Origin of the sequence: Bacillus pfraonensis (assembly GCF_050768835.1) — a bacterium.
GTDB lineage: Bacteria > Bacillota > Bacilli > Bacillales > Bacillaceae_G > Bacillus_A > Bacillus_A pfraonensis.
In genome coordinates this window covers 61711-80716 of sequence record NZ_JAHCDO010000024.1, presented here as the reverse complement: position 1 = coordinate 80716, position 19006 = coordinate 61711, and the positions used below count along the sequence as shown (strand labels likewise).

At 35.9% G+C, this 19006-nt stretch carries 17 protein-coding genes; 14 read left to right on the top strand and 3 right to left on the bottom strand.

The window, feature by feature from the left end; genetic code table 11:
- The 8 genes from KFD70_RS21465 to KFD70_RS21430 form a co-directional block, all read left to right on the top strand.
- A partial coding sequence (locus KFD70_RS21465; protein WP_431613312.1) for an SH3 domain-containing protein occupies positions 1 to 2019 on the top strand: 2019 nt, incomplete at its 5' end.
- A gap of 69 nt (positions 2020 to 2088) precedes the next feature.
- A complete protein-coding gene (locus tag KFD70_RS21460; protein ID WP_336453282.1) occupies positions 2089 to 2967 on the top strand; it encodes an ROK family protein in 879 nt (292 codons plus the stop codon).
- Positions 2968 to 3095: 128 nt separating this feature from the next.
- Positions 3096 to 3692, top strand: a complete 597-nt coding sequence (locus KFD70_RS21455) for a TerD family protein (protein WP_336453283.1) — start codon at positions 3096 to 3098, stop codon at positions 3690 to 3692.
- 23 nt (positions 3693 to 3715) lie between these two features.
- Positions 3716 to 4300 (top strand): TerD family protein, encoded by a 585-nt coding sequence (locus KFD70_RS21450; RefSeq protein WP_336453284.1) that lies wholly within the window; start codon positions 3716 to 3718, stop codon positions 4298 to 4300.
- Positions 4301 to 4379: 79 nt separating this feature from the next.
- Complete coding sequence (locus tag KFD70_RS21445; RefSeq protein ID WP_336453285.1) at positions 4380 to 4958, top strand: TerD family protein; 579 nt, start codon at positions 4380 to 4382, stop codon at positions 4956 to 4958.
- Positions 4959 to 5029: 71 nt separating this feature from the next.
- Positions 5030 to 5821, top strand: coding sequence for a TerC family protein (locus KFD70_RS21440; RefSeq protein ID WP_336453286.1), 792 nt, complete (start codon positions 5030 to 5032; stop codon positions 5819 to 5821).
- A 118-nt stretch (positions 5822 to 5939) separates the two neighbouring features.
- On the top strand, positions 5940 to 7571 hold the full coding sequence (locus KFD70_RS21435) for a YceG family protein (RefSeq protein ID WP_336453287.1): 1632 nt from the start codon (positions 5940 to 5942) through the stop codon (positions 7569 to 7571).
- A 19-nt stretch (positions 7572 to 7590) separates the two neighbouring features.
- The gene (locus KFD70_RS21430) at positions 7591 to 8676 is read left to right on the top strand and encodes a toxic anion resistance protein (protein ID WP_336453288.1); all 1086 of its coding nucleotides are present in this window, start codon (positions 7591 to 7593) and stop codon (positions 8674 to 8676) included.
- 33 nt (positions 8677 to 8709) lie between these two features.
- Here the strand turns inward: KFD70_RS21430 and KFD70_RS21425 are convergent, their stop codons facing one another.
- The gene (locus KFD70_RS21425) at positions 8710 to 11376 is read right to left on the bottom strand and encodes a cation-translocating P-type ATPase (protein WP_336453289.1); all 2667 of its coding nucleotides are present in this window, start codon (positions 11374 to 11376) and stop codon (positions 8710 to 8712) included.
- A 232-nt stretch (positions 11377 to 11608) separates the two neighbouring features.
- Positions 11609 to 11833 carry a DUF1128 domain-containing protein gene (locus KFD70_RS21420; protein WP_336453290.1) on the bottom strand — a complete coding sequence of 75 codons (225 nt, stop codon included), beginning with the start codon at positions 11831 to 11833 and terminating at the stop codon, positions 11609 to 11611.
- A 168-nt stretch (positions 11834 to 12001) separates the two neighbouring features.
- Between KFD70_RS21420 and KFD70_RS21415 the strand changes: the two genes are divergently transcribed.
- From KFD70_RS21415 to KFD70_RS21405, 3 genes are read left to right on the top strand one after another with little or no spacing between them, the layout of a single operon-like run.
- Positions 12002 to 12466 carry a low molecular weight protein-tyrosine-phosphatase gene (locus KFD70_RS21415; protein ID WP_336453291.1) on the top strand — a complete coding sequence of 155 codons (465 nt, stop codon included), beginning with the start codon at positions 12002 to 12004 and terminating at the stop codon, positions 12464 to 12466.
- 53 nt (positions 12467 to 12519) lie between these two features.
- Positions 12520 to 13035, top strand: a complete 516-nt coding sequence (locus KFD70_RS21410; protein ID WP_336453292.1) for a DUF4075 domain-containing protein — start codon at positions 12520 to 12522, stop codon at positions 13033 to 13035.
- A gap of 6 nt (positions 13036 to 13041) precedes the next feature.
- Positions 13042 to 13911, top strand: coding sequence for a YihY/virulence factor BrkB family protein (locus KFD70_RS21405; RefSeq protein ID WP_336453293.1), 870 nt, complete (start codon positions 13042 to 13044; stop codon positions 13909 to 13911).
- 310 nt (positions 13912 to 14221) lie between these two features.
- On the opposite strand, the gene KFD70_RS21400 is transcribed toward KFD70_RS21405, so the two are convergent.
- On the bottom strand, positions 14222 to 16147 hold the full coding sequence (locus KFD70_RS21400; protein WP_336453294.1) for a heavy metal translocating P-type ATPase: 1926 nt from the start codon (positions 16145 to 16147) through the stop codon (positions 14222 to 14224).
- Between the two features lie 269 nt (positions 16148 to 16416).
- Here KFD70_RS21400 and KFD70_RS21395 point away from each other — a divergent pair, with 269 nt between their 5' ends.
- From KFD70_RS21395 to lepB, 3 genes are all read left to right on the top strand, one after another.
- Entirely contained in the window at positions 16417 to 17367 is a 951-nt protein-coding gene (locus KFD70_RS21395) for a DMT family transporter (RefSeq protein WP_336453295.1), read from the top strand.
- Between the two features lie 132 nt (positions 17368 to 17499).
- Positions 17500 to 18180, top strand: coding sequence for a lysoplasmalogenase (locus KFD70_RS21390; RefSeq protein WP_336453296.1), 681 nt, complete (start codon positions 17500 to 17502; stop codon positions 18178 to 18180).
- Positions 18181 to 18469: 289 nt separating this feature from the next.
- Complete coding sequence (gene lepB, locus KFD70_RS21385) at positions 18470 to 19003, top strand: signal peptidase I (RefSeq protein ID WP_336453297.1); 534 nt, start codon at positions 18470 to 18472, stop codon at positions 19001 to 19003.
- The last annotated feature ends 3 nt before the right edge of the window (positions 19004 to 19006 follow it).

Sequence of the window (19006 nt, the reverse complement as noted above, 5' to 3'; positions counted from 1 at the left end):
AATACAAGCAGTGCGATACTAGGAAACTTGAAAAACGGAGAAAAAGTAACGATTTTAGGGAAAGCAAACGGCTGGGCGAAGATTAGTTATAAAGGAAACGAAGGTTATATATCACTAGAGTTTGTGAAACTAGAATCTGGTAAGCAAGAAGAGAAACCAGGAAACATCACAAATGAAGCACAAGAAGGTGGAATAATTACCGCAACAAGTTTACGAGTGAGAAGCCAAGCGAATACAAGCAGTGCGATACTAGGAAACTTGAAAAACGGAGAAAAAGTAACGATTTTAGGGAAAGCAAACGGCTGGGCGAAGATTAGTTATAAAGGAAATGAAGGTTATATATCACTAGAGTTTGTGAAACTAGAATCTGGTAAGCAAGAAGAGAAACCAGGAAACATCACAAATGAAGCACAAGAAGGTGGAATAATTACCGCAACGAGTTTGCGAGTGAGAAGCCAAGCGAATACAAGCAGTGCGATACTAGGAAACTTGAAAAACGGAGAAAAAGTAACGATTTTAGGAAAAGCAAATGGCTGGGCGAAGATTAATTACAAAGGAAATGAAGGATACATCTCGCTAGAGTTTGTTCAAATTGGAATAAATCCTACAAATCCGACTGTTCCTGGACAAGTTATAGAAGAACGAGCAGTTGTAAATGCGTCTTTATTAAATGTTCGTCAAGGTCCATCTACAGGAACTACAATCATTGGTCATTTGAAAAATGGAGAGACTGTTACAATAGTTGCTAAAGAGAGTGGCTGGGCAAAAGTTCGGTTTAGCGGAGGTGAAGGATATGTCTCATTACAATTTTTAAAAATGAAGCAAGGTTCTTCTTCGTATGAAATTGTTACTTCATCTCAAAAAATCCAAAAGCCAAATGAAGTAGAAGCTGAGCAAATTATGCAAAATATGAAAGAAGATGCTTATATTACAAGCGGCGGTAAAGTTTTGAATATGAAGCAAGGGTTTGTTCGAGCGAATGGTGTTATTTATATTTATGATATTACGACTGGGAAGAAGCTTACGTATGTAAAAGGTGGAGCAGACTTAAAGTTTGTAAAAGCAGTAGGTGATCGTATACATGTGAAAATTGATGGATTGACAGGGTATGTGAATATAGATGATGTAACATTGCATCCGACAATGACAGGGGCAGCAACTTCTTATTATTCAGCAAAAAACGGAAAATTATACCACTATGTGTATAACTCTTCTACTGGTAAATATGCAACGTATCAAGTTGGCAATTCACCGAAGCATTTGAAAGAAGGTGAGCGATACGAGGCATTTGATAAAACACAAATTGGTGGAAAAGATAGTTATCAATACTTTGAATATGTGCCATTGCGCGTAACTTCTACGTATACAGGAGAAGAGATTGATAGTTTCTTACGTAAATCTAATGCTAATAGTCCTCTCATTGGATTAGGGAAATATTTTGTAAGTGCGGCAGAGAAGTATAAGATGAATGCTGGATATTTATTATCACATGCAATTTTAGAATCTGGTTGGGGAACAAGTCGTATTGCACAAGACAAGAAAAATTTATTTGGATTTAGAGCAGTAGACTCAGATCCTTATAACGGAGCAACTGGATTTAAAACATGGGAAGAAGGCATTGACTTTTGTGCAGCGTACATCGACAAACATTACTTAACACCAAGTGGAAACACGTATAATGGTGGGAATTTAGGTGATAAGGCACAAGGCATGAACGTCATGTATGCAAGTGATGAAAACTGGGGACAACAAATTGCATCGCTTATGTATAGAATCGATGCAATGAACGGAAGTAAAGATTTAAATAAATACCAACTTGGAACCTTGAAAACAGGTTCAGCGGTGTATAAAAATTTAGCTGGAAATCAAAATGGTTCCACGTCTCGAAATATAATGGTGGCGATTAAAAATACGATTCATACGCCGCAAGGTTCATATTATGAAATCGTTTCAGATAATAAAGCATATAATAGTGTTTATGTGAAGACAGAATCAGTGAAGCTAGTAAACTCTTATTAAGGTAGAGGGGGATCTTGTATTTTATCAATTTAGCAGAACAGGGTCATACCGTTAGAAAGAAGTGACAGGATGAAAAAATATATTGCGTTTGATATTGGGGGTACACAAATTAAGTATGGGGTTGTTTCAGAATTTGGAACAGTACTAGTACATCAAATCGTTTCTACCGAGGCACATTTAGGTGGCGAACAAATTGTTCAAAAGCTTATCAGTTTGTCTCAACATTTAATGAGTAAGCATAATATTTCTGGAATTAGCATTAGTACAGCAGGAATTGTTGATATACATAAAGGAATGGTAACTGGTGGCGTAGATCATATTCCTCGCTATGCCGGAACTCCTATTGTTGATAGATTGCAAACTACGCTAAAGATCCCTGTTTCAATTGAAAATGATGTAAATTGTGCAGCATTAGGAGAGAAATGGCAAGGAGTGGGAAGGCAAAAGAAAAATTTTATTATGCTTACCCTTGGAACGGGAATTGGTGGTGCTATTGTTATTAATCATGTGTTGTACCGTGGACATTCATTTAGTGCTGGTGAATGGGGGAACATGTTAATTGAAGGAAAACGATTTGAAGAGATTGCATCTATTTCAGGGTTAATCCGTCTTGTAAAGCAATATAAAGGTGATGGTAACTGGAATGGAAAAACAATTTTTGAGTTATACGATAAGAAGGATAAAGAAGTCATTGAAGCAGTTCAAGTATTCTTTAAACATTTAGCGATTGGAATTAGTAATCTTGCGTATATCTTTAATCCACAAGCGATTATTATTGGCGGTGGTATTACTGAGCGTGGGAATGTATTGTTAGAAGAAGTGAAAAAAGAGGTGCAAAAATATTTGGAACAAGGAATCTATCAAAATTGTGAAATAAAACTAGCGAAAAATCGTAATCATGCGGGTGTGATTGGATCAATTTACCACTTCTTACATCCTCATGAATAAATGACGTGAATGTTTTCATATAATTGAAAATTTATTCTTTTTTTCAATCGACAAATAATGCTACAATATAAGAGAAGAATACAATATTTTCCCATTTGGAAAGTACCTTGTAGAAAGGAAGAAACTTCATGCCTATTATTTTAGAAAAAGGACAGAAGATTGACTTAACGAAGGGACAACCAAGAGTAGCAAAATTGCAGGTTGGCTTAGGATGGGATCCGATTGGACAATCAGGTGGGTTTCTATCTTCGTTATTTGGAAGCAAACCAAACATCGATTGTGATGCATCTGTGATTATGCTAGAAAATGATCGTTTTTTAAATAAAAATGATCTTGTTTACTTTGGTAATAAGCTATCTGCTTGTGGAAGCGTTATTCATTCAGGTGATAATTTAACAGGTGAAGGTGCTGGCGATGATGAAACGATTTTCGTAGAATTACATAAAGTTCCGAGCCGTATTAATCGTTTAGTATTTGTTGTAAATATTTATGATTGCGTGAATCGTCGCCAAGACTTTGGAATGATTCAGAACGCGTATATTCGGATTCAAAATCCGCAAACACGTGAAGAATTAGCGCGTTATAATTTGTCGGAAAATTACGGCGGGAAAACAACGTTAGTTGCAGGTGAAATGTATCGTCATAGCAGTGAATGGAAGTTTTCTGCAGTTGGAGAAGGTACACAAGATAAAAATTTAAGTGAGATTGTATCACGTTATCAATAATACAATTTAAGGAGGAATAATATATGGCATCGATTTCGTTAAAAAAAGGACAAAAGGTAGATTTAACAAAAACAAATCCAGGTCTTTCTAACGTTCTTGTAGGTCTTGGGTGGGATACAAATCGTTATGATGGACAAAATGATTTTGATTTAGACGTTAGTATTTTCCTAGTAGGTGCAAACGGTAAAGTATCAGGTCCAGAAGACTTTGTTTTTTATAACAATCCAAAGGGTGCAAACGGTTCTGTAGAGCACTTAGGAGATAATCGTACCGGTGAAGGTGAAGGCGATGATGAAACAATTAAGGTGGACTTAAAGAATGTTCCAGCGCATATTGAACGTATTTGCTTCACAATTACAATTTATGATGGAGAAAGCCGTAGCCAAAATTTCGGACAAGTATCTAATTCTTTCGTACGTATTGTAGATGAAGAAAAAGGCGCGGAGCTAATTCGTTATGACCTTGGGGAGGACTTCTCTATTGAAACAGCAGTAGTAGTCGGTGAATTATATCGTCATGCTGGTGAATGGAAGTTCAATGCAATTGGAAGTGGATTCCAAGGCGGATTAGGTGCGTTATGTAACAACTTTGGTTTAGATGTAGAGTAATGAGAAAAATATACATGAGTGAATAGGTACTTCACTCATGTATATATTTTTAGAATCATAGTATAAGAGGTGAATATAGATGGTTATTCAATTACAAAAAGGACAGAAAATTGATTTAGGTAAAACAAGCCCAGGTCTTACCAAGGCAGTTATCGGTCTTGGATGGGATATTAAATCATATGACGGCGGATCTGATTATGATTTAGATGCATCTGCTTTCTTATTAGATGCAAATGGAAAATGTACGAAAGAAACAGATTTTATTTTCTATAACAACTTACAATCTCCTTGTGGATCGGTTTTACATACAGGTGATAACCGTACTGGTGCTGGCGAAGGTGATGATGAGCAACTTGTTGTAGATTTAGCGAAAGTTCCAGCAGATGTGCACAGAATTGCAATTACCGTTACGATTTATGATGCAGAAGGACGCAATCAAAACTTTGGACAAGTTGCAAATGCATTTGTTCGTCTAGCAAATGAAGAGACAAATGAAGAAGTTCTTCGTTTTGATTTAGGGGAAGATTTCTCCATTGAGACAGCAGTTGTCTTTTGTGAATTATACCGTCATAATGGACAGTGGAAGTTTAATGCAGTAGGAAGTGGATTCCAAGGTGGATTAGGTGCGCTTGTAAGAGCGTATGGCTTGGATGCATAAGAAGGAAACGAACTTCGTTTCCTTTTTTCGCCTTTCTATAAATCTAGCAAAGAATAGGGGACAACAGTAAGATGAGCATTTTACAAGGCATTCTTGATACGTATGCCCAATTTTTTGATTTGGACATGTGGATTAAGGTGTTGCAAGATCCAGTATCATGGGGGTTAATCGGTACACTTGTTGTACTCGAAGGTTTATTATCTGCCGATAACGCACTTGTGTTAGCGGTAATGGTAAAACATTTACCAGAGGAAAAACGTAAAAAAGCATTATTCTATGGACTTATTGGAGCTTATGTATTTCGTTTTATCGCAATTGGAATCGGAATGTTCTTAATTAAATTAGCTTGGGTGAAGGTTCTTGGTGCACTTTACCTTGCTTGGTTATCAGTGAAGTACTTCATTGATAAGAAAAAAGGTGAAAATGAAGAAGAAGAAGCTCATGGTATGAATCAAAACAGCATTCTCTTTAGAATATTTGGTGTTTTCTGGGGAACAGTTGTCATGGTTGAATTAATGGATATCGCCTTTTCAGTAGACAGCGTTCTTGCAGCATTTGGTGTTTCCAATGAAGTTTGGATTCTACTATTAGGTGGAATGCTTGGTATTTTAATGATGCGTGGTATTGCTGGTGTATTTTTAAAATTACTAGAACGTATTCCAGAGCTTGAAACGACAGCATATATTTTAATTTTAATCATCGCAACGAAAATGTTGTTGTCTGTCGTTGATATTCACATTAGTCATACAGTATTCTTTATTATTCTAGTCGTTGCATTTGGAGCGACATTTATTTTGCATTATATGCGAAATTCTGGACAAGCTCGCGAAGAGGTTGCGGCTACTAAGAAAGAAGATAAATAATTGAAATGGGTTAGCTCGTTATGCGAGCGCCCATTTTTTATAACCTAAAATAGTTTATAATAAAAGAGATAAGATATTATTTCTAAAAAAAGTAAATGTTTTTCGGAGGTGAACTGTCGTGTTTTCGCGTTTTACACTTCATCCACATGCATTAAAAGAAGAAACTGATTTAAAACAATTTGAAACGATTTTAGAAAAGCGCCCACAGTATGAATTAACAGAGAATGAGATGAAATTTAGCTACATAGCTTGTCGTATTCTTGGTGTTCCTAACGATGTAGATGAATATTTTAATGAACTGTTTGATTATAGTGAAGCGAAAGGCATTCATGTACTGCATGAACAAAACTTGAATAAAGTAATCAATTCTGAGAAGCTCCGTCATATTCAAGAAGTATTTACGCTTCATCAAGAAGCACCGAATGGTCTTACTGTAAATCGTCTTGTTGCACATTTATCAGGAAAACAGTTGTTACCTAAAGTTGATAATCCAGATTTACAACATTATATACATACAACATTTATCTCTATATTGAAATTATATGAGAAACAACATAATCAATCATTAAAAACAGAAGGTTTTCGACGTTTCTTAATTGATATCATTAAATTAAGCGAAAATTACGTAGCGAAGTGGTTTTCGACAATTAATTATAAAAAACAAATGCCTCGCATCGTTTGGTATGGGGATGCGAAGGAGAGTCGTATCTATTTCTTATACTTTCTTATTATGCTCGGGTGTGATGTTTTATATTATCATCCAGAAGGAAAAGATGGCTTTGAAAGTGTTGATGATGAAGAAAAGACATTTGTTATTTCTCATCCAAGTCGCATTTCATTAGAACCATTTCCAGATCGGCGCAGGGAACGTGTCGCAACGGTTGCTTACCAAGCATCGAAAGAAATTGAACAAGTACTCCACCATGATAATTCTTTATTATACAAACCGTGGCAATTCCGTACTTATACACCTGTGGCACGTACGCTAAAAACAACATATGATGAACTATTTTTAATTACGAAAGAGAAGGCATTTGTACGTCCAACATTCTTTGTGGAAAATAAACATATCTATATTCCGTCTTTATTTGCGAAAGTATCAGGCGTTTCAAAAAATGATAAAGAATACTTCCAACGATTAAAGGCGGTCACATCATTTGATAATAGCTTGTTAATTAATACATTTCCATTTACAAAAGAACAAAAAGCAAATTTCCAATTTCATTATCGAGATGCATTAGACCGTGCTGGGAAACTACATCCCGATCAAATCATGAACAGTCATTGGTGGCCACACAAGCGTTTACCTGAAGGGCTACAACATGGAATCGCAGAGGCAATTATTCATACGTGTGAAAGTGAACTTTGTAAACCTGTGGGGAAAGAAACGAAACAAGAGGTAGCACTGTATGTTTTTGCGCAGCTGTCCCAAATTCCACCTCATATTTTAGAGTTACTTGAGAAATTTGATTATTCGCAAGAAGTACCAAAAATTGTTATATTTAATAATGAGAAAAGCGGAGAATTAACTCGTTCTGATTCTGTTTTACTGCTGTTCTTAAATCAAATTGGAATTGATGTATTGCACTTCAATCCGACAGGAAGAAATGATATTGAACAGTATATTGAAGCAGGAGCATTCGATTCGCATTGGCTTGAAGAAGTGAATTTTGATCTTGAATTTCATGGTCCATCGGCCTATAAGAATTTATCTCAAACAATAAAAGGACTATTTCGTCCATTTTTATAAAGAAGGGGAGAAATAACATATGAATAATAATCCTATCGTACTAGATCCGAAAACAGAATTAAATGAGCAAACTGCACAAGATCTTCGCATGCAGCTGAGACAAGATGCTGAAGTGCAACGTATTTATAATGCCGTTGATATTAAAGATCAGCTGGAACTAATTGAGCTTGGTAAAGAACCTTCTATGGAGATTTCACGTTTTGCGGATCAGATTTTACATACAATGTCTTTATCAAAGATAGAAGATTCTGGTGACTTATTAAAACAACTTGGCAAAATCATGGACAGGTTTGATAGTAAGGATTTTGCGGAAGAGAAAAGCGGATTTTTCTCCCGTATGTTTAAAAAAGCAGATAAAATGATTGAACAAATCTTTAGTAAGTATCAAACGATGGGGCGTGAAATCGACAAAGTATATGTGGAAATTACAAAATACCAAGATGAAATGAAAAAGTCGATTGGTACGTTAGATGGTTTATATGAACAGAATTTAAAATATTATTTAGACTTAGAGAAATATGTAGTAGCAGGAGAAATGTTACTAGAGCGCCTAAACACAGAACTAGTTCCAATGTATGAAGAGCGCGTTCGAAATAATGATCAATTGGCAGGTATTGAATTAGAATCTTTGAGAAACTCTGTTGAAATTTTAGAACAACGTATTGATGATCTAGAGAAGGCTCGTATGGTTGCGTTATTAACAGCACCACAAATTCGTATGATTCAGCGTGGTAATAACAAATTAATTGGTAAAATTAATACAGCGTTTATTACAACAATTCCTATTTTTAAAAATGGAATTATTCAAGCTGTGAATGCAAAACGCCAAAAGCTTGTTGCGGATTCTATGGCTGAGCTTGATCGCCGTACGAATGAGCTACTTAAGAAAAATGCACAAAATATTGCAACGCAAAGTGTTGAGGTAGCAAGACTTTCTGGTTCTTCTAGTATTAAAATGGAAACACTTGAAGAAACATGGAATATCATTTCAAGAGGTATGCAAGAAACACAGCAAATCGAAGAACAAAATAAACGTGAACGTGAAGAAAGTCGTAAACGTATGGCAGAACTTACAGAGAATATTAAAAAAGAATTACGAGGGTAATAAAAAGGCAATGAGGAGATTCCTCATTGCCTTTTAACTTCTCTTAAACACCTTTATAATCTCATTTACAACAAGCGGAATCATACTTAGTACTATAACAAATCCCCAATCTTTTAATGTTAAGGCATGTACCCCAAATATATTAGCAATCGGTGGGATCGAGATAATACATATTTGCATCAAGATACCGATAAGTAGGGAGAAAACTAAGTATTTATTTGTGAATACTCCAATTGAAAAGATTGATTTTGTGCTTGATCGTAAGTTGAACGAATGAACAAGCTGTGAAAAACTAAGTACGACAAACGCCATTGTTTGAGCGTGTAGTAATGCATCGTCATCAATTTGAGATGGGAACAGTGGGAAGATATTTGTATCTCCTGTATATAATTTCGCTCCAACAATAAAGGCGATTAAAGTAAGGATCCCTATGACGATCCCGTTTAGAATAAGAAAAGAAACGCTACCACTAAATAAGCTTTCTTTCGTACGGCGCGGCTTTTCTTTCATCACATCTGGATCTTCTGGATCAACCCCAAGTGATAAAGCGGGAAGTGTATCTGTAATTAAATTCACCCACAAAATGTGAATCGGACGAAGCGGTGTAGCCCATCCGAGTAAAATAGCTAAAAATAGTGCAATAATTTCTCCAAAGTTGCAAGAGAGTAAGAAAAGAATGGATTTTTTTATGTTGCGATAAATATTTCTTCCTTCTTCAACAGCTTTGACAATAGATGAGAAGTTATCGTCTGTTAAAACCATGTCAGCTGCACCTTTAGCGACGTCTGTCCCTGTAATCCCCATTGCGACTCCGATATCTGCTTGTTTTAAAGACGGTGCATCATTGACTCCATCCCCAGTCATAGAAACAATATTTCCTTTTGCACGTAGTGCCCCGACAATTTTAACTTTATGCTCAGGAGAAACACGTGCAAATACATTTAAATGATTAATTTCATTTGCTAATTTTTCGTCTGAAATACGATCTAATGTTGTTCCAATCATGACTTCAGATTCTTTTTCTGCAATACCAAGTTCTTTTGCGATGGCAAAAGCAGTATCTTTATGATCTCCTGTAATCATAACAGTACGAATTCCTGCGTTTTTACATTCGGCAATAGATGCTCTCACTTCTGTTCGAGGTGGATCAATCATACCGACAAGCCCTATAAATATAAGGTTTTCCTCTAGAGAATCGTTAGTGATTCTTTCTGTAGCATGTTGTTTGAAAGCAAATGATAGCACACGTAAAGCTTGTTGAGACATCATTTGAGCCGCTTTTAATATTTTTTCTTTATAAGCATCAGTTAACATTTCAGTTTTACCATTTATAAAGATATGGGTGCAACGAGGTAAAAGTTTATCGATTGCGCCTTTTGTCATGCTGTAATAGTTTTCATTGTACTCATGCAGTGTTGACATCATTTTGCGTTCGGAATCAAATGGCAATTCGTTTACACGTCTATGTTGATTTTCTAACGTATCTTTTTGAACACCCAAAATGTTACCGGCAACAAGAAGAGCAATTTCGGTTGGATCACCAGTCTGTGATTCAGCTGTATAAGATGCGTCATTACATAGGACCATATTTTCTAATAGCAAATGATGGACTGTATTATTTACGTTTAAATTTTCGAGTTTGTCGTATGTACAATCACTATAGAAATGAGTAACAGTCATTTTGTTTTGTGTTAATGTACCAGTTTTATCTGAGCAAATAATTGTAACGGAACCGAGTGCTTCAACAGCTGGAAGCTTTCGAATGATTACGTTTTGTTTAATCATACGCTGTACGCCGATTGCGAGAACGATAGAAACAATTGCGGGTAATCCTTCTGGAATCGCAGCAACGGCTAAACTAATGGCAGTCATAAACATTTCTAGTGTGTCTCGTCCTTGGAAATATCCGATGCAGAACATAATGATGCAAATTGCTACAGCTACAAATCCTAAATATTTTCCGACTTGAGCTAAGCTTTTTTGAAGTGGTGTTGCATCATCATCAGTTTCATGCAAAAGAGTAGCAATTTTTCCAATCTGTGATTTCATTCCTGTTTCAACAGCAACGCCAACACCTCGTCCGTATGTAACAAGAGTGGACATAAAGGCCATATTTTTTTGATCACCTAGTGGGACTTGTTCTTCGCCTTGAAGAGAAGGATGGTAAAGTGAATCTTTATCAACAGGAACAGATTCGCCTGTTAATGCAGACTCCTCAATTTTTAAATTTGCAGTTTCGATAAGGCGTAAGTCGCAAGGAATATATCGTCCTGCATCGAGCATAACAATATCACCTGGAACGACTTGTTCGGCTGGTATTTCTTTTAATTCCCCATCTCGTTTTACAATTGCTTTAGGCGTGGCCATCTTTTTTAATGCTTCTAGCGCTTGTTCTGCTTTCGATTCTTGAATGACACCAATTACAGCGTTTAAAACAACAACGAGAGCAATAATGCTAGCATCGGCCCATTCACCTACAAAGGCAGAGATAAGAGCGGCAATTAAAAGAACATAGACGAGGACATCATTAATTTGGGAAAAAATACGTTGCCATAAAGTTCTCTTTTGTTTCGTCGTGAGTTCGTTTCGGCCATATTTTGTTAGGCGGTTTTGTACCATTTCATCTGTTAAACCATGTTGTTCATTTGTTTCAAGTGCAAGTATTGTTTGATCTTTCGTTTTACTATACCAATTGTTCATCGATAAGCACCTCCGGTAAACACAGTTAGCCATGGTAAAGTGGAGAGTATTCGTTGTGAGGTCTATGGTGAAGTTCTCTTTTTATTGTACAGTATTTGGAAAATAAATGTAGGGAAGCGAAAGGATGTCATGAATTTGTTAGAATTGGACTAGCGCCGCCCTTACTTCGTTTAGAGCGGGGCTTCTCGGTTAAAAAATAATGAAGAGTCCCTTTGTACAAAGGGACTCTTCATTATTTTTTAATTAACATACCCAACTCTTCTGTAATAGCTTGCATTTCACTAATGCTAAATGTTTCGCGTTTCATTACATGATCATAAATGTCACGTAAATCCTCATACATTTCTTCGTTAAAGCTTTCGGCACGCATTGCACCAGCGTTTACCATGCGTAACTTTTCTTTAATTGCGTCTACCATATATTCAACATTTTCTTTCGATTTTACGGATAAATCCACCGAAGTGTCCCCCTTTGAAATAACATAAGGCTATCTTAACATTTTTTATCATTTTCGTTAATGCAACTTTTCAATCCTATTAAATTAGTAGGTATTTCCTTTATAATTAATAATTGGTTGTTTATACTATATGTATATAAGAAAGCACCAAGAAGGGAAGAAACAAATATGATTCAAGTATTGTTTGTTTGTCTTGGGAACATTTGCCGTTCTCCTATGGCAGAAGCAATTTTTCGAGATCTTGTCATACGAGAAGGGTTAGAAGATAAGATTCAAATTGACTCTGCTGGGACAGGTGATTGGCATATTGGTCATCCACCTCATAAAGGAACACAAAAAATTTTAACAGAAAATGAAGTCTCTTTTGAAGGAATTAAAGCACGGCAAGTAGAAAAAGAAGACTTAACAAAGTTTGATTATATTATTGCCATGGACAACAAGAATATAGCAGATTTAGAAAGTTTAGGTAAAGCTGGAGGCTATATTGGTAGACTGTCCGATTTTGTTCCAGGCGGTGGCTGGACGGATGTTCCTGACCCTTATTTTACAGGGAACTTTCAAGAAGTATATGACCTTGTAACAGAAGGGTGTGCAAAGTTGTTAGCATTCATTCAAAATGAGCAAGGAATATGAGAAAGATTAGAAAGAAATACTTTCTAACATAAGAAATGAAAGGGTGAAGGAATATGGCAAAGAAGAATAATATAGCTCGAAACATTGCGATTGGTGTAGCAGCAGGTGTAGCTGTTTCCATGCTTAAGAAAGAAAATCGTGAGAAAGTGAAAAATACAGCAGAAAAAGCAAAATCAAAAATGATTGAAATTGGCGAGAATGCAAAGATTAAAGAAAAAGTGCAAACTGTTACAGATAAAGGGCGCGAACTTGCAGATTTTAATGTAGTAAAGGCGAAGGTAGCGGAAATCAAGAAGCTAACGCCGGCTGTTGTCGGTACGTTAAAGGAAACAAAAGAAATCTTTAGTAGAAAAAAGATTGAATCAGGGGAAAAGCCAGAAACAATTGAAATTCAAGCTGTGTCTCCAAAAGTAGGAGAATTAAAAGCAGAAGAAGAGCCAGTAGTAGCTGAAGATGGTGGGATGAAAGAAGCGCGTGAATTATTTATGAAGGACTCCAATGCGGAAGAAAAAAAGACAGAGGCATACATTGAGTTAAAGCAAGATAAAGAAGAGAAGAAAAGCGTCTAGAGAAATATGAAAAAGTTTCTAGAGAAAGAAAGGGGAAATCGTGTCTATTCGTTTGGAAAGGGTCTATATGACCGAACGATGCGAGATGACGTAGCGGGCTTAGCAGCACAGCTCGCTTATTTCTTCTTGCTTGCGATTTTTCCTGGGCTTGTTTTTTTAATTACACTTCTTGGATTTATTCCCATTCATACAGAGGATGTGCTCAGTTTATTAGAGAATTATGTGCCAGAAGATGCAATGAATTTAATTGAAGTGAATGTAGATAGCGTTGTAAACAAACAAAATGGTGGTTTGTTATCATTTGGTTTATTATCGATGTTATGGTTTGCATCAAATGGTGTAAATGCAGTGATGAATGCTTTTAATCGTGCTTATGACGTAAAAGAAACACGCTCTTACATTACAACGAGAGCGTTATCCATTGTACTCACACTGGCAATAATTTTTATGATTGTTTTCGCTTTAATTGTCCCTGTTTTTGGACAGGTAATTGGAGCAGCTGTTTTTAAAGCGCTCGGCTTATCAGAGAGTTTTTCTTTCGTATGGAGTATTACACGATTAGTAGCCAGCTTTTTAGTGTTATTTGCCTTATTTAGTTTCTTATATACATTTGCGCCTGATCGAAAGTTAAAAAGAAAAGAAGTTGTATCAGGAGCATTATTTGCAACAATTGGATGGATTGTGGTATCGTACTCATTTGCTTATTACGTAGACAAATTTGCCAATTATGCAAATACATATGGTGGTCTCGGTGGTATTATTATTTTAATGTTATGGTTTTATTTAACGGCCTGGGTTATTTTACTTGGTGGTGAAATTAATGGTCTCTTGTATTCTTATCGAGCAAGTGACAATAATTCCCGTGATGGAAAATAGCGTTCTGTTCCATAATAAAAAGGAATAGGAGGGATTCAAGATGAGCAACAATAAAAAAAATCATAATAATAAAAGCCAAGGTAAACAAAAAAGTAGTTCACATCCAAAACATAAAACGAGCAGTAGTGCGAATGGACATAACGGCTACCATTAAAAAGCACAACCGACTCGCTTAAAACGTGAGAGGGATGGTGGCTTCTGATATAGAAACGCGTTTTTTCTTCGTCAGAAAACGCGAAGCCGCCGAATTATCTAGCCGATAGTGCTGGATATTGAAGAAAAAACGGGTTCCCTATTTTAGGGAACCCGTTTAATTATTTCCTTTTAATAATCGTAACCCGTTTAAAATTACAAGGATTGTACTTCCTTCATGGCCGATAACACCAAATGGAAGGGCTAAAAATTGTAGGAAGTTGGAACAAATAAGCATTGCGATTACTGTTAATGAAAAAATAATATTTTGTTTTACAATGCGATTCATACGTTTTGATAAACGAATGGCCTGTGCAAGGCGAGAGAGTTCATTTTTCATTAGAACAACATCGGCTGTTTCTAAGGCAACGTCTGTCCCTTCACCCATCGCAACGCCAATACTTGCTGTAGCGAGTGCAGGAGCATCGTTAATTCCGTCGCCAACCATTGCCACTGTACCGTATTTTTCTTTTAGTTGTTTCACTGTTTCTACTTTTGTTTCTGGTAAGCATGATGCATAGTATTCTTTTATGTTACTTTCAGTTGCAATTGCTTTAGCTGTCTGTTCGTTATCACCTGTGATCATGATGGCTTTCACACCGATACTTTGTAAATCACGAATAGCAGCAATTGTTTCCTGGCGTAACGTATCTTTTAAAGCAATAAGGCCAAGAATTCCTTCTTCATCGCTAATATAGACAACAGTTTTTCCTTCTTGTTCGAGCGTAGTAGCGATACCATTATGAAAAATTTTTGTTTCCTCGCCAATAAAATCGGCCTTTCCAATCTTGTACGCTGTATTTTCTAAAACTCCTCTTAAGCCAAATCCAGTGACATCTTCTACACTTTCTGGTTTTGTTAATGTAATGTCATATGCATGTTTTGCGTACATGACGATAGCTTCTGCGAGTGGATGTGTGGAATGACTTTCGATAGAAGCTGTAATATATAGTACAGCTTCTTCTGTTATTTCATCACGTACGTAAATATCTGTTACAGTCGGTTTTCCTTGTGTTAACGTTCCTGTTTTATCAAAGGCAATTGCCTTTACGGAGGCAAGACGTTCTAAATGAATGCCACCCTTAAACAAAATACCGCTTCGCGCACCGTTAGAAATAGCAGATAATGTCGCAGGTGTAATGGATGCAACGAGTGCACATGGAGAAGCGACAACGAGTAAAATCATAGCGCGATAAAATGTTTCGTTCCAGCTCCAATCTAGTATGAAATGAGGAACGAACATCATGAGAGCAACGACAATAAGTACACCTTTTACATATGTTCCTTCAAACTTTTCGATAAAAAGTTGGGATGGTGATTTTTCACTTTGTGCGTTTTGAACGAGACGAATAATTTTTTGGAACAACGTTTGGTCGCTTCTTTTCGTAATTTTAACTTCAATAGCCCCACGTAAGTTCACAGTTCCAGCGAATACTTCATCACCTAATTTTTTTTCATTTGGGATAGGCTCCCCAGTGATTGCAGCTTCATCAATATTTGTTTCACCGCTATGAATTGTACCATCGGCAGGTACACGTTCACCTGGCTTAATTAAAATAATGTCATCAATTTCTAATTCACCTACTGGAATACGTTCTTCTGTTCCATGAGAAATACGCAAGGCTTCTTCAGGCTGTAAATCTAGCAGAGCTGAAATTTCTTTTTGGCTTTTATTTAATGTGTAAGATTCCATTGCACCGCTTAGGGCAAAGATAAATATTAAGATTGCACCTTCTGCCCAGTATCCAATAATAGCGGCACCAATGGCAGCGAAGAGCATTAACATTTCTACATTTAATTCTTTTTCTTCTATTGTATCTTCAATGCCTTCTTTGGCTTTCGCATATCCTCCAATTATATAGGCGAGGATATAAAAAACTACTCCAACAGTTGTTGCTTCGTTTTTTGTGAATAACCAGCCTGCTAAAATGAAAACACCAGATAGGATTGCAAAGATTAGTTCATAATGTTTTTGAAATGATTGAATCCAAGATGGGTTAGACATATTATTTTTTGATGGTAATGTTTTTACTTCTGAGTTCATAATTACTCTCTCCTTCCATGTTCTTATTGAGAAAAAGAATCAAAATCGAAACCCCCATAAAACGACGAAAGCTGCCATCCATACGGATAGCAGCATTTCTAATGAGAAATTTTATCAATTATTACCTTATAATTATTCTATATTATATCATATATTTCTACTTGAGGATATGTTTTTGCTTATATATGAAATTGAAAAACTTGTTTTTTTGCTGTTCCTTTGGTATATATGGATATTGTTCGTAAAAAGGTCGGAAAGGAAGACAACAAGTGAAGACAGAGAAATTTTTTACTCATCCGATTGGTGTATTTGTTGCAGCACTCGCAGCGACATTTCTATGGGGAAGTGCATTTCCTTTTATTAAATTAAGTTATGCTGAACTCGGAATTCGGCCACATGAAGTTGGCGAGCAAATATTATTTGCTGGTTATCGCTTTTTCTTATCAGGTGTGATGCTCTTATTCTTTTTTAAGGCAATAGGAAAAGATATGCATTTCAAAAAAGAAACAGGAAAGCAATTAGTACAAATTGGTTTGTTTCAAACATTCCTACAATATGTGTGTTTTTATATTGGTATGAGTTACAGTTCCGGCATTGAAGGTGCTATTATTTCGGGGACATCATCCTTTTTCCAAATTTTACTCGCGCATTTTTTATACAAAGATGATGCATTAAATATGCGAAAAGTGATCGGTGTGTCTATCGGTTTTTGTGGTGTAATTCTTGTAAATGTTCCGAGTGATGGAAGTATGGCTTTCCATTTTGGAATTGGTGAATTATTGCTTCTTGGGGCCGCGATGATGTATTCATATGGAAATATATTGGCGAAAGAAGGCAGCAAAACATTAGATGTTGGATACATGACAGCATACCAGATGATTTTTGGATCTATTGGATTATTATGTATTGGCATTTTTCAAGTTGGATTTATGCCTTTTGTATTTAATATGAAAGCACTATCTATGTTACTATATTTATCCTTCTTATCAGCGGCAGGATTCTGTATTTGGAATACAGTTATGAAGTATAACAAAGTTGGAAAAGTATCGATGTATATGTTCTTTATACCGATATTTGGCGTTTTATTATCCAGTATGATTTTAGGAGAAGCAATTCATTCCTTTGTTTTATTTGGCTTAGCGTGCGTAGCGGCAGGAATTATCGTAGTAAATCGAACACCAAATATGCAAAAAACAGAACAAGAGAAACAAGCAGCTTAAAATAAGTGAGTGTATTTTTCTTTCATGCTCGAAAAGAAGGACAGAAGTTATTCTTTTTTTCAAATTTTAGAGGAAAAAAGAAGTTATATCACGAAAGTACAGTATTATCTGTTCATTGAGGAGCACATATTTATGAATGAAATTTATATATTATTAATTGGGCAAGTCTTTCTATTTGTTTTTGGAGCATTTTTTGCAATGGCGAAGACAAGACAAACTATAAAAAATGAGCCGTTACCATTATTGATTCGTCTCACGCTTAGTTTTTCTTTAACGGGTGGTGCGATTTGGATTTGGCTGCAAGATCCATCTGTAGAGTATCGGCAGTGGGTTGCAATTGGTATGACTTTATCTACGCTTGGTGATTTATTTATGGCGGGGCTCATACCGTTTGGGCATCGGCTAATGGGTGGTATGGTTACATTTGCAATTGCACATTGCTTTTATGTAACGGCATTTTTACAAACGGGTATTTCGTGGAAGGGATTCTGGATTGGTGTCATTGCCTACGGCCTATTTTTAATAATTGGTTGGTTCTTTTTTATTCGGAATCAAGGGCAAGATAAGTTGTTTACAATTGGTGCGCTCGTATATGGTTTATGGGTCGGTGGAATGGCATGCTTTGCATTTGCATTATACTATGCAAATAGCGGAATATGGTGGATCCCAGCATTCGGTGGATTACTATTTGTAATTTCTGATTTTATTATCGGTGTGACAGATATTGGCGGCCGCAAAGTAAAGTATGATCCACTTTGGATTTGGTTAACATATATTGCTGCACAGATGTGTATTATTTATGCTGGAATGTAAAGTGAAGCTTTAATCAGTTGGGGCTTCATTCCCTACTGATTATTAGTTTTCACGAATTAGGCTTTTATTGCCCAAAAATAGCGGGATAAAGAATAGGGAACTGCTTGTGAAGAGCGGTTCTTTTTTATAGGTACAGTGAAGTTTGTAGTTACTTTGTTAGTACTAAACATTGAGATCTGTATTATCAATCGCTGATGTAGGATAAGTAATATGAATAATTAACAGATAATATAGAATTTATTTACAAATGAGCCTTATAATAGAGGAATAAGTGAGAAAGGGGAAATAAATGAAAAAGAAAAGTCGCTTTCGTGAACTTTTTGAAATAATAGCAATTGCATGTTTATTGTTTTTTTTAATGAAGATTTTTGTGTTTTTTCCAACAACTGTACAAGGAGCATCTATGAGGCCAACATTGCAAGATGGGGATAAGGTCATTATTAATAAGTTAGCAAAGAGATTTGAGACTTATGAGCGTGAAGATATTATTGTAGTAAAAACTGATAACTTTTATGTAAAGAGAATTATTGGGCTGCCAGGAGATGTAATTGAGATGAAAAATGATCAATTATATGTAAATCATCAAGTGAAAAGTGAATCTTACTTGGATAAGAATAGAGAGCATGCAAAACAACTTCTTGTTAATTTAACAGAAGACTTCGGTCCTATTACAATTCCAAAAGACAAGATTTTTGTTATGGGTGATAATCGTTTAGTAAGTAGAGATAGTCGTAACGGCTTAGGGCTGATTCATAAAACGGAAGTGCTTGGAACATTAACAGCAATCTATTATCCGTTTGATCATATGAAAATTGTGAACTAGAAG

Excerpts from the sequence above, each read along its gene's own strand:
- KFD70_RS21460 (WP_336453282.1), top strand. The coding sequence starts at position 2,089 with ATGAAAAAATATATTGCGTTTGATATTGGGGGTACACAAATTAAGTAT.
- KFD70_RS21455 (WP_336453283.1), top strand. The coding sequence starts at position 3,096 with ATGCCTATTATTTTAGAAAAAGGACAGAAGATTGACTTAACGAAGGGA.
- KFD70_RS21450 (WP_336453284.1), top strand. The coding sequence starts at position 3,716 with ATGGCATCGATTTCGTTAAAAAAAGGACAAAAGGTAGATTTAACAAAA.
- KFD70_RS21445 (WP_336453285.1), top strand. The coding sequence starts at position 4,380 with ATGGTTATTCAATTACAAAAAGGACAGAAAATTGATTTAGGTAAAACA.
- KFD70_RS21440 (WP_336453286.1), top strand. The coding sequence starts at position 5,030 with ATGAGCATTTTACAAGGCATTCTTGATACGTATGCCCAATTTTTTGAT.
- KFD70_RS21430 (WP_336453288.1), top strand. The coding sequence starts at position 7,591 with ATGAATAATAATCCTATCGTACTAGATCCGAAAACAGAATTAAATGAG.
- KFD70_RS21425 (WP_336453289.1), bottom strand. The coding sequence starts at position 11,376 with ATGAACAATTGGTATAGTAAAACGAAAGATCAAACAATACTTGCACTT.
- KFD70_RS21415 (WP_336453291.1), top strand. The coding sequence starts at position 12,002 with ATGATTCAAGTATTGTTTGTTTGTCTTGGGAACATTTGCCGTTCTCCT.
- KFD70_RS21410 (WP_336453292.1), top strand. The coding sequence starts at position 12,520 with ATGGCAAAGAAGAATAATATAGCTCGAAACATTGCGATTGGTGTAGCA.
- KFD70_RS21405 (WP_336453293.1), top strand. The coding sequence starts at position 13,042 with ATGAAAAAGTTTCTAGAGAAAGAAAGGGGAAATCGTGTCTATTCGTTT.
- KFD70_RS21400 (WP_336453294.1), bottom strand. The coding sequence starts at position 16,147 with ATGAACTCAGAAGTAAAAACATTACCATCAAAAAATAATATGTCTAAC.
- KFD70_RS21390 (WP_336453296.1), top strand. The coding sequence starts at position 17,500 with ATGAATGAAATTTATATATTATTAATTGGGCAAGTCTTTCTATTTGTT.
- lepB (WP_336453297.1), top strand. The coding sequence starts at position 18,470 with ATGAAAAAGAAAAGTCGCTTTCGTGAACTTTTTGAAATAATAGCAATT.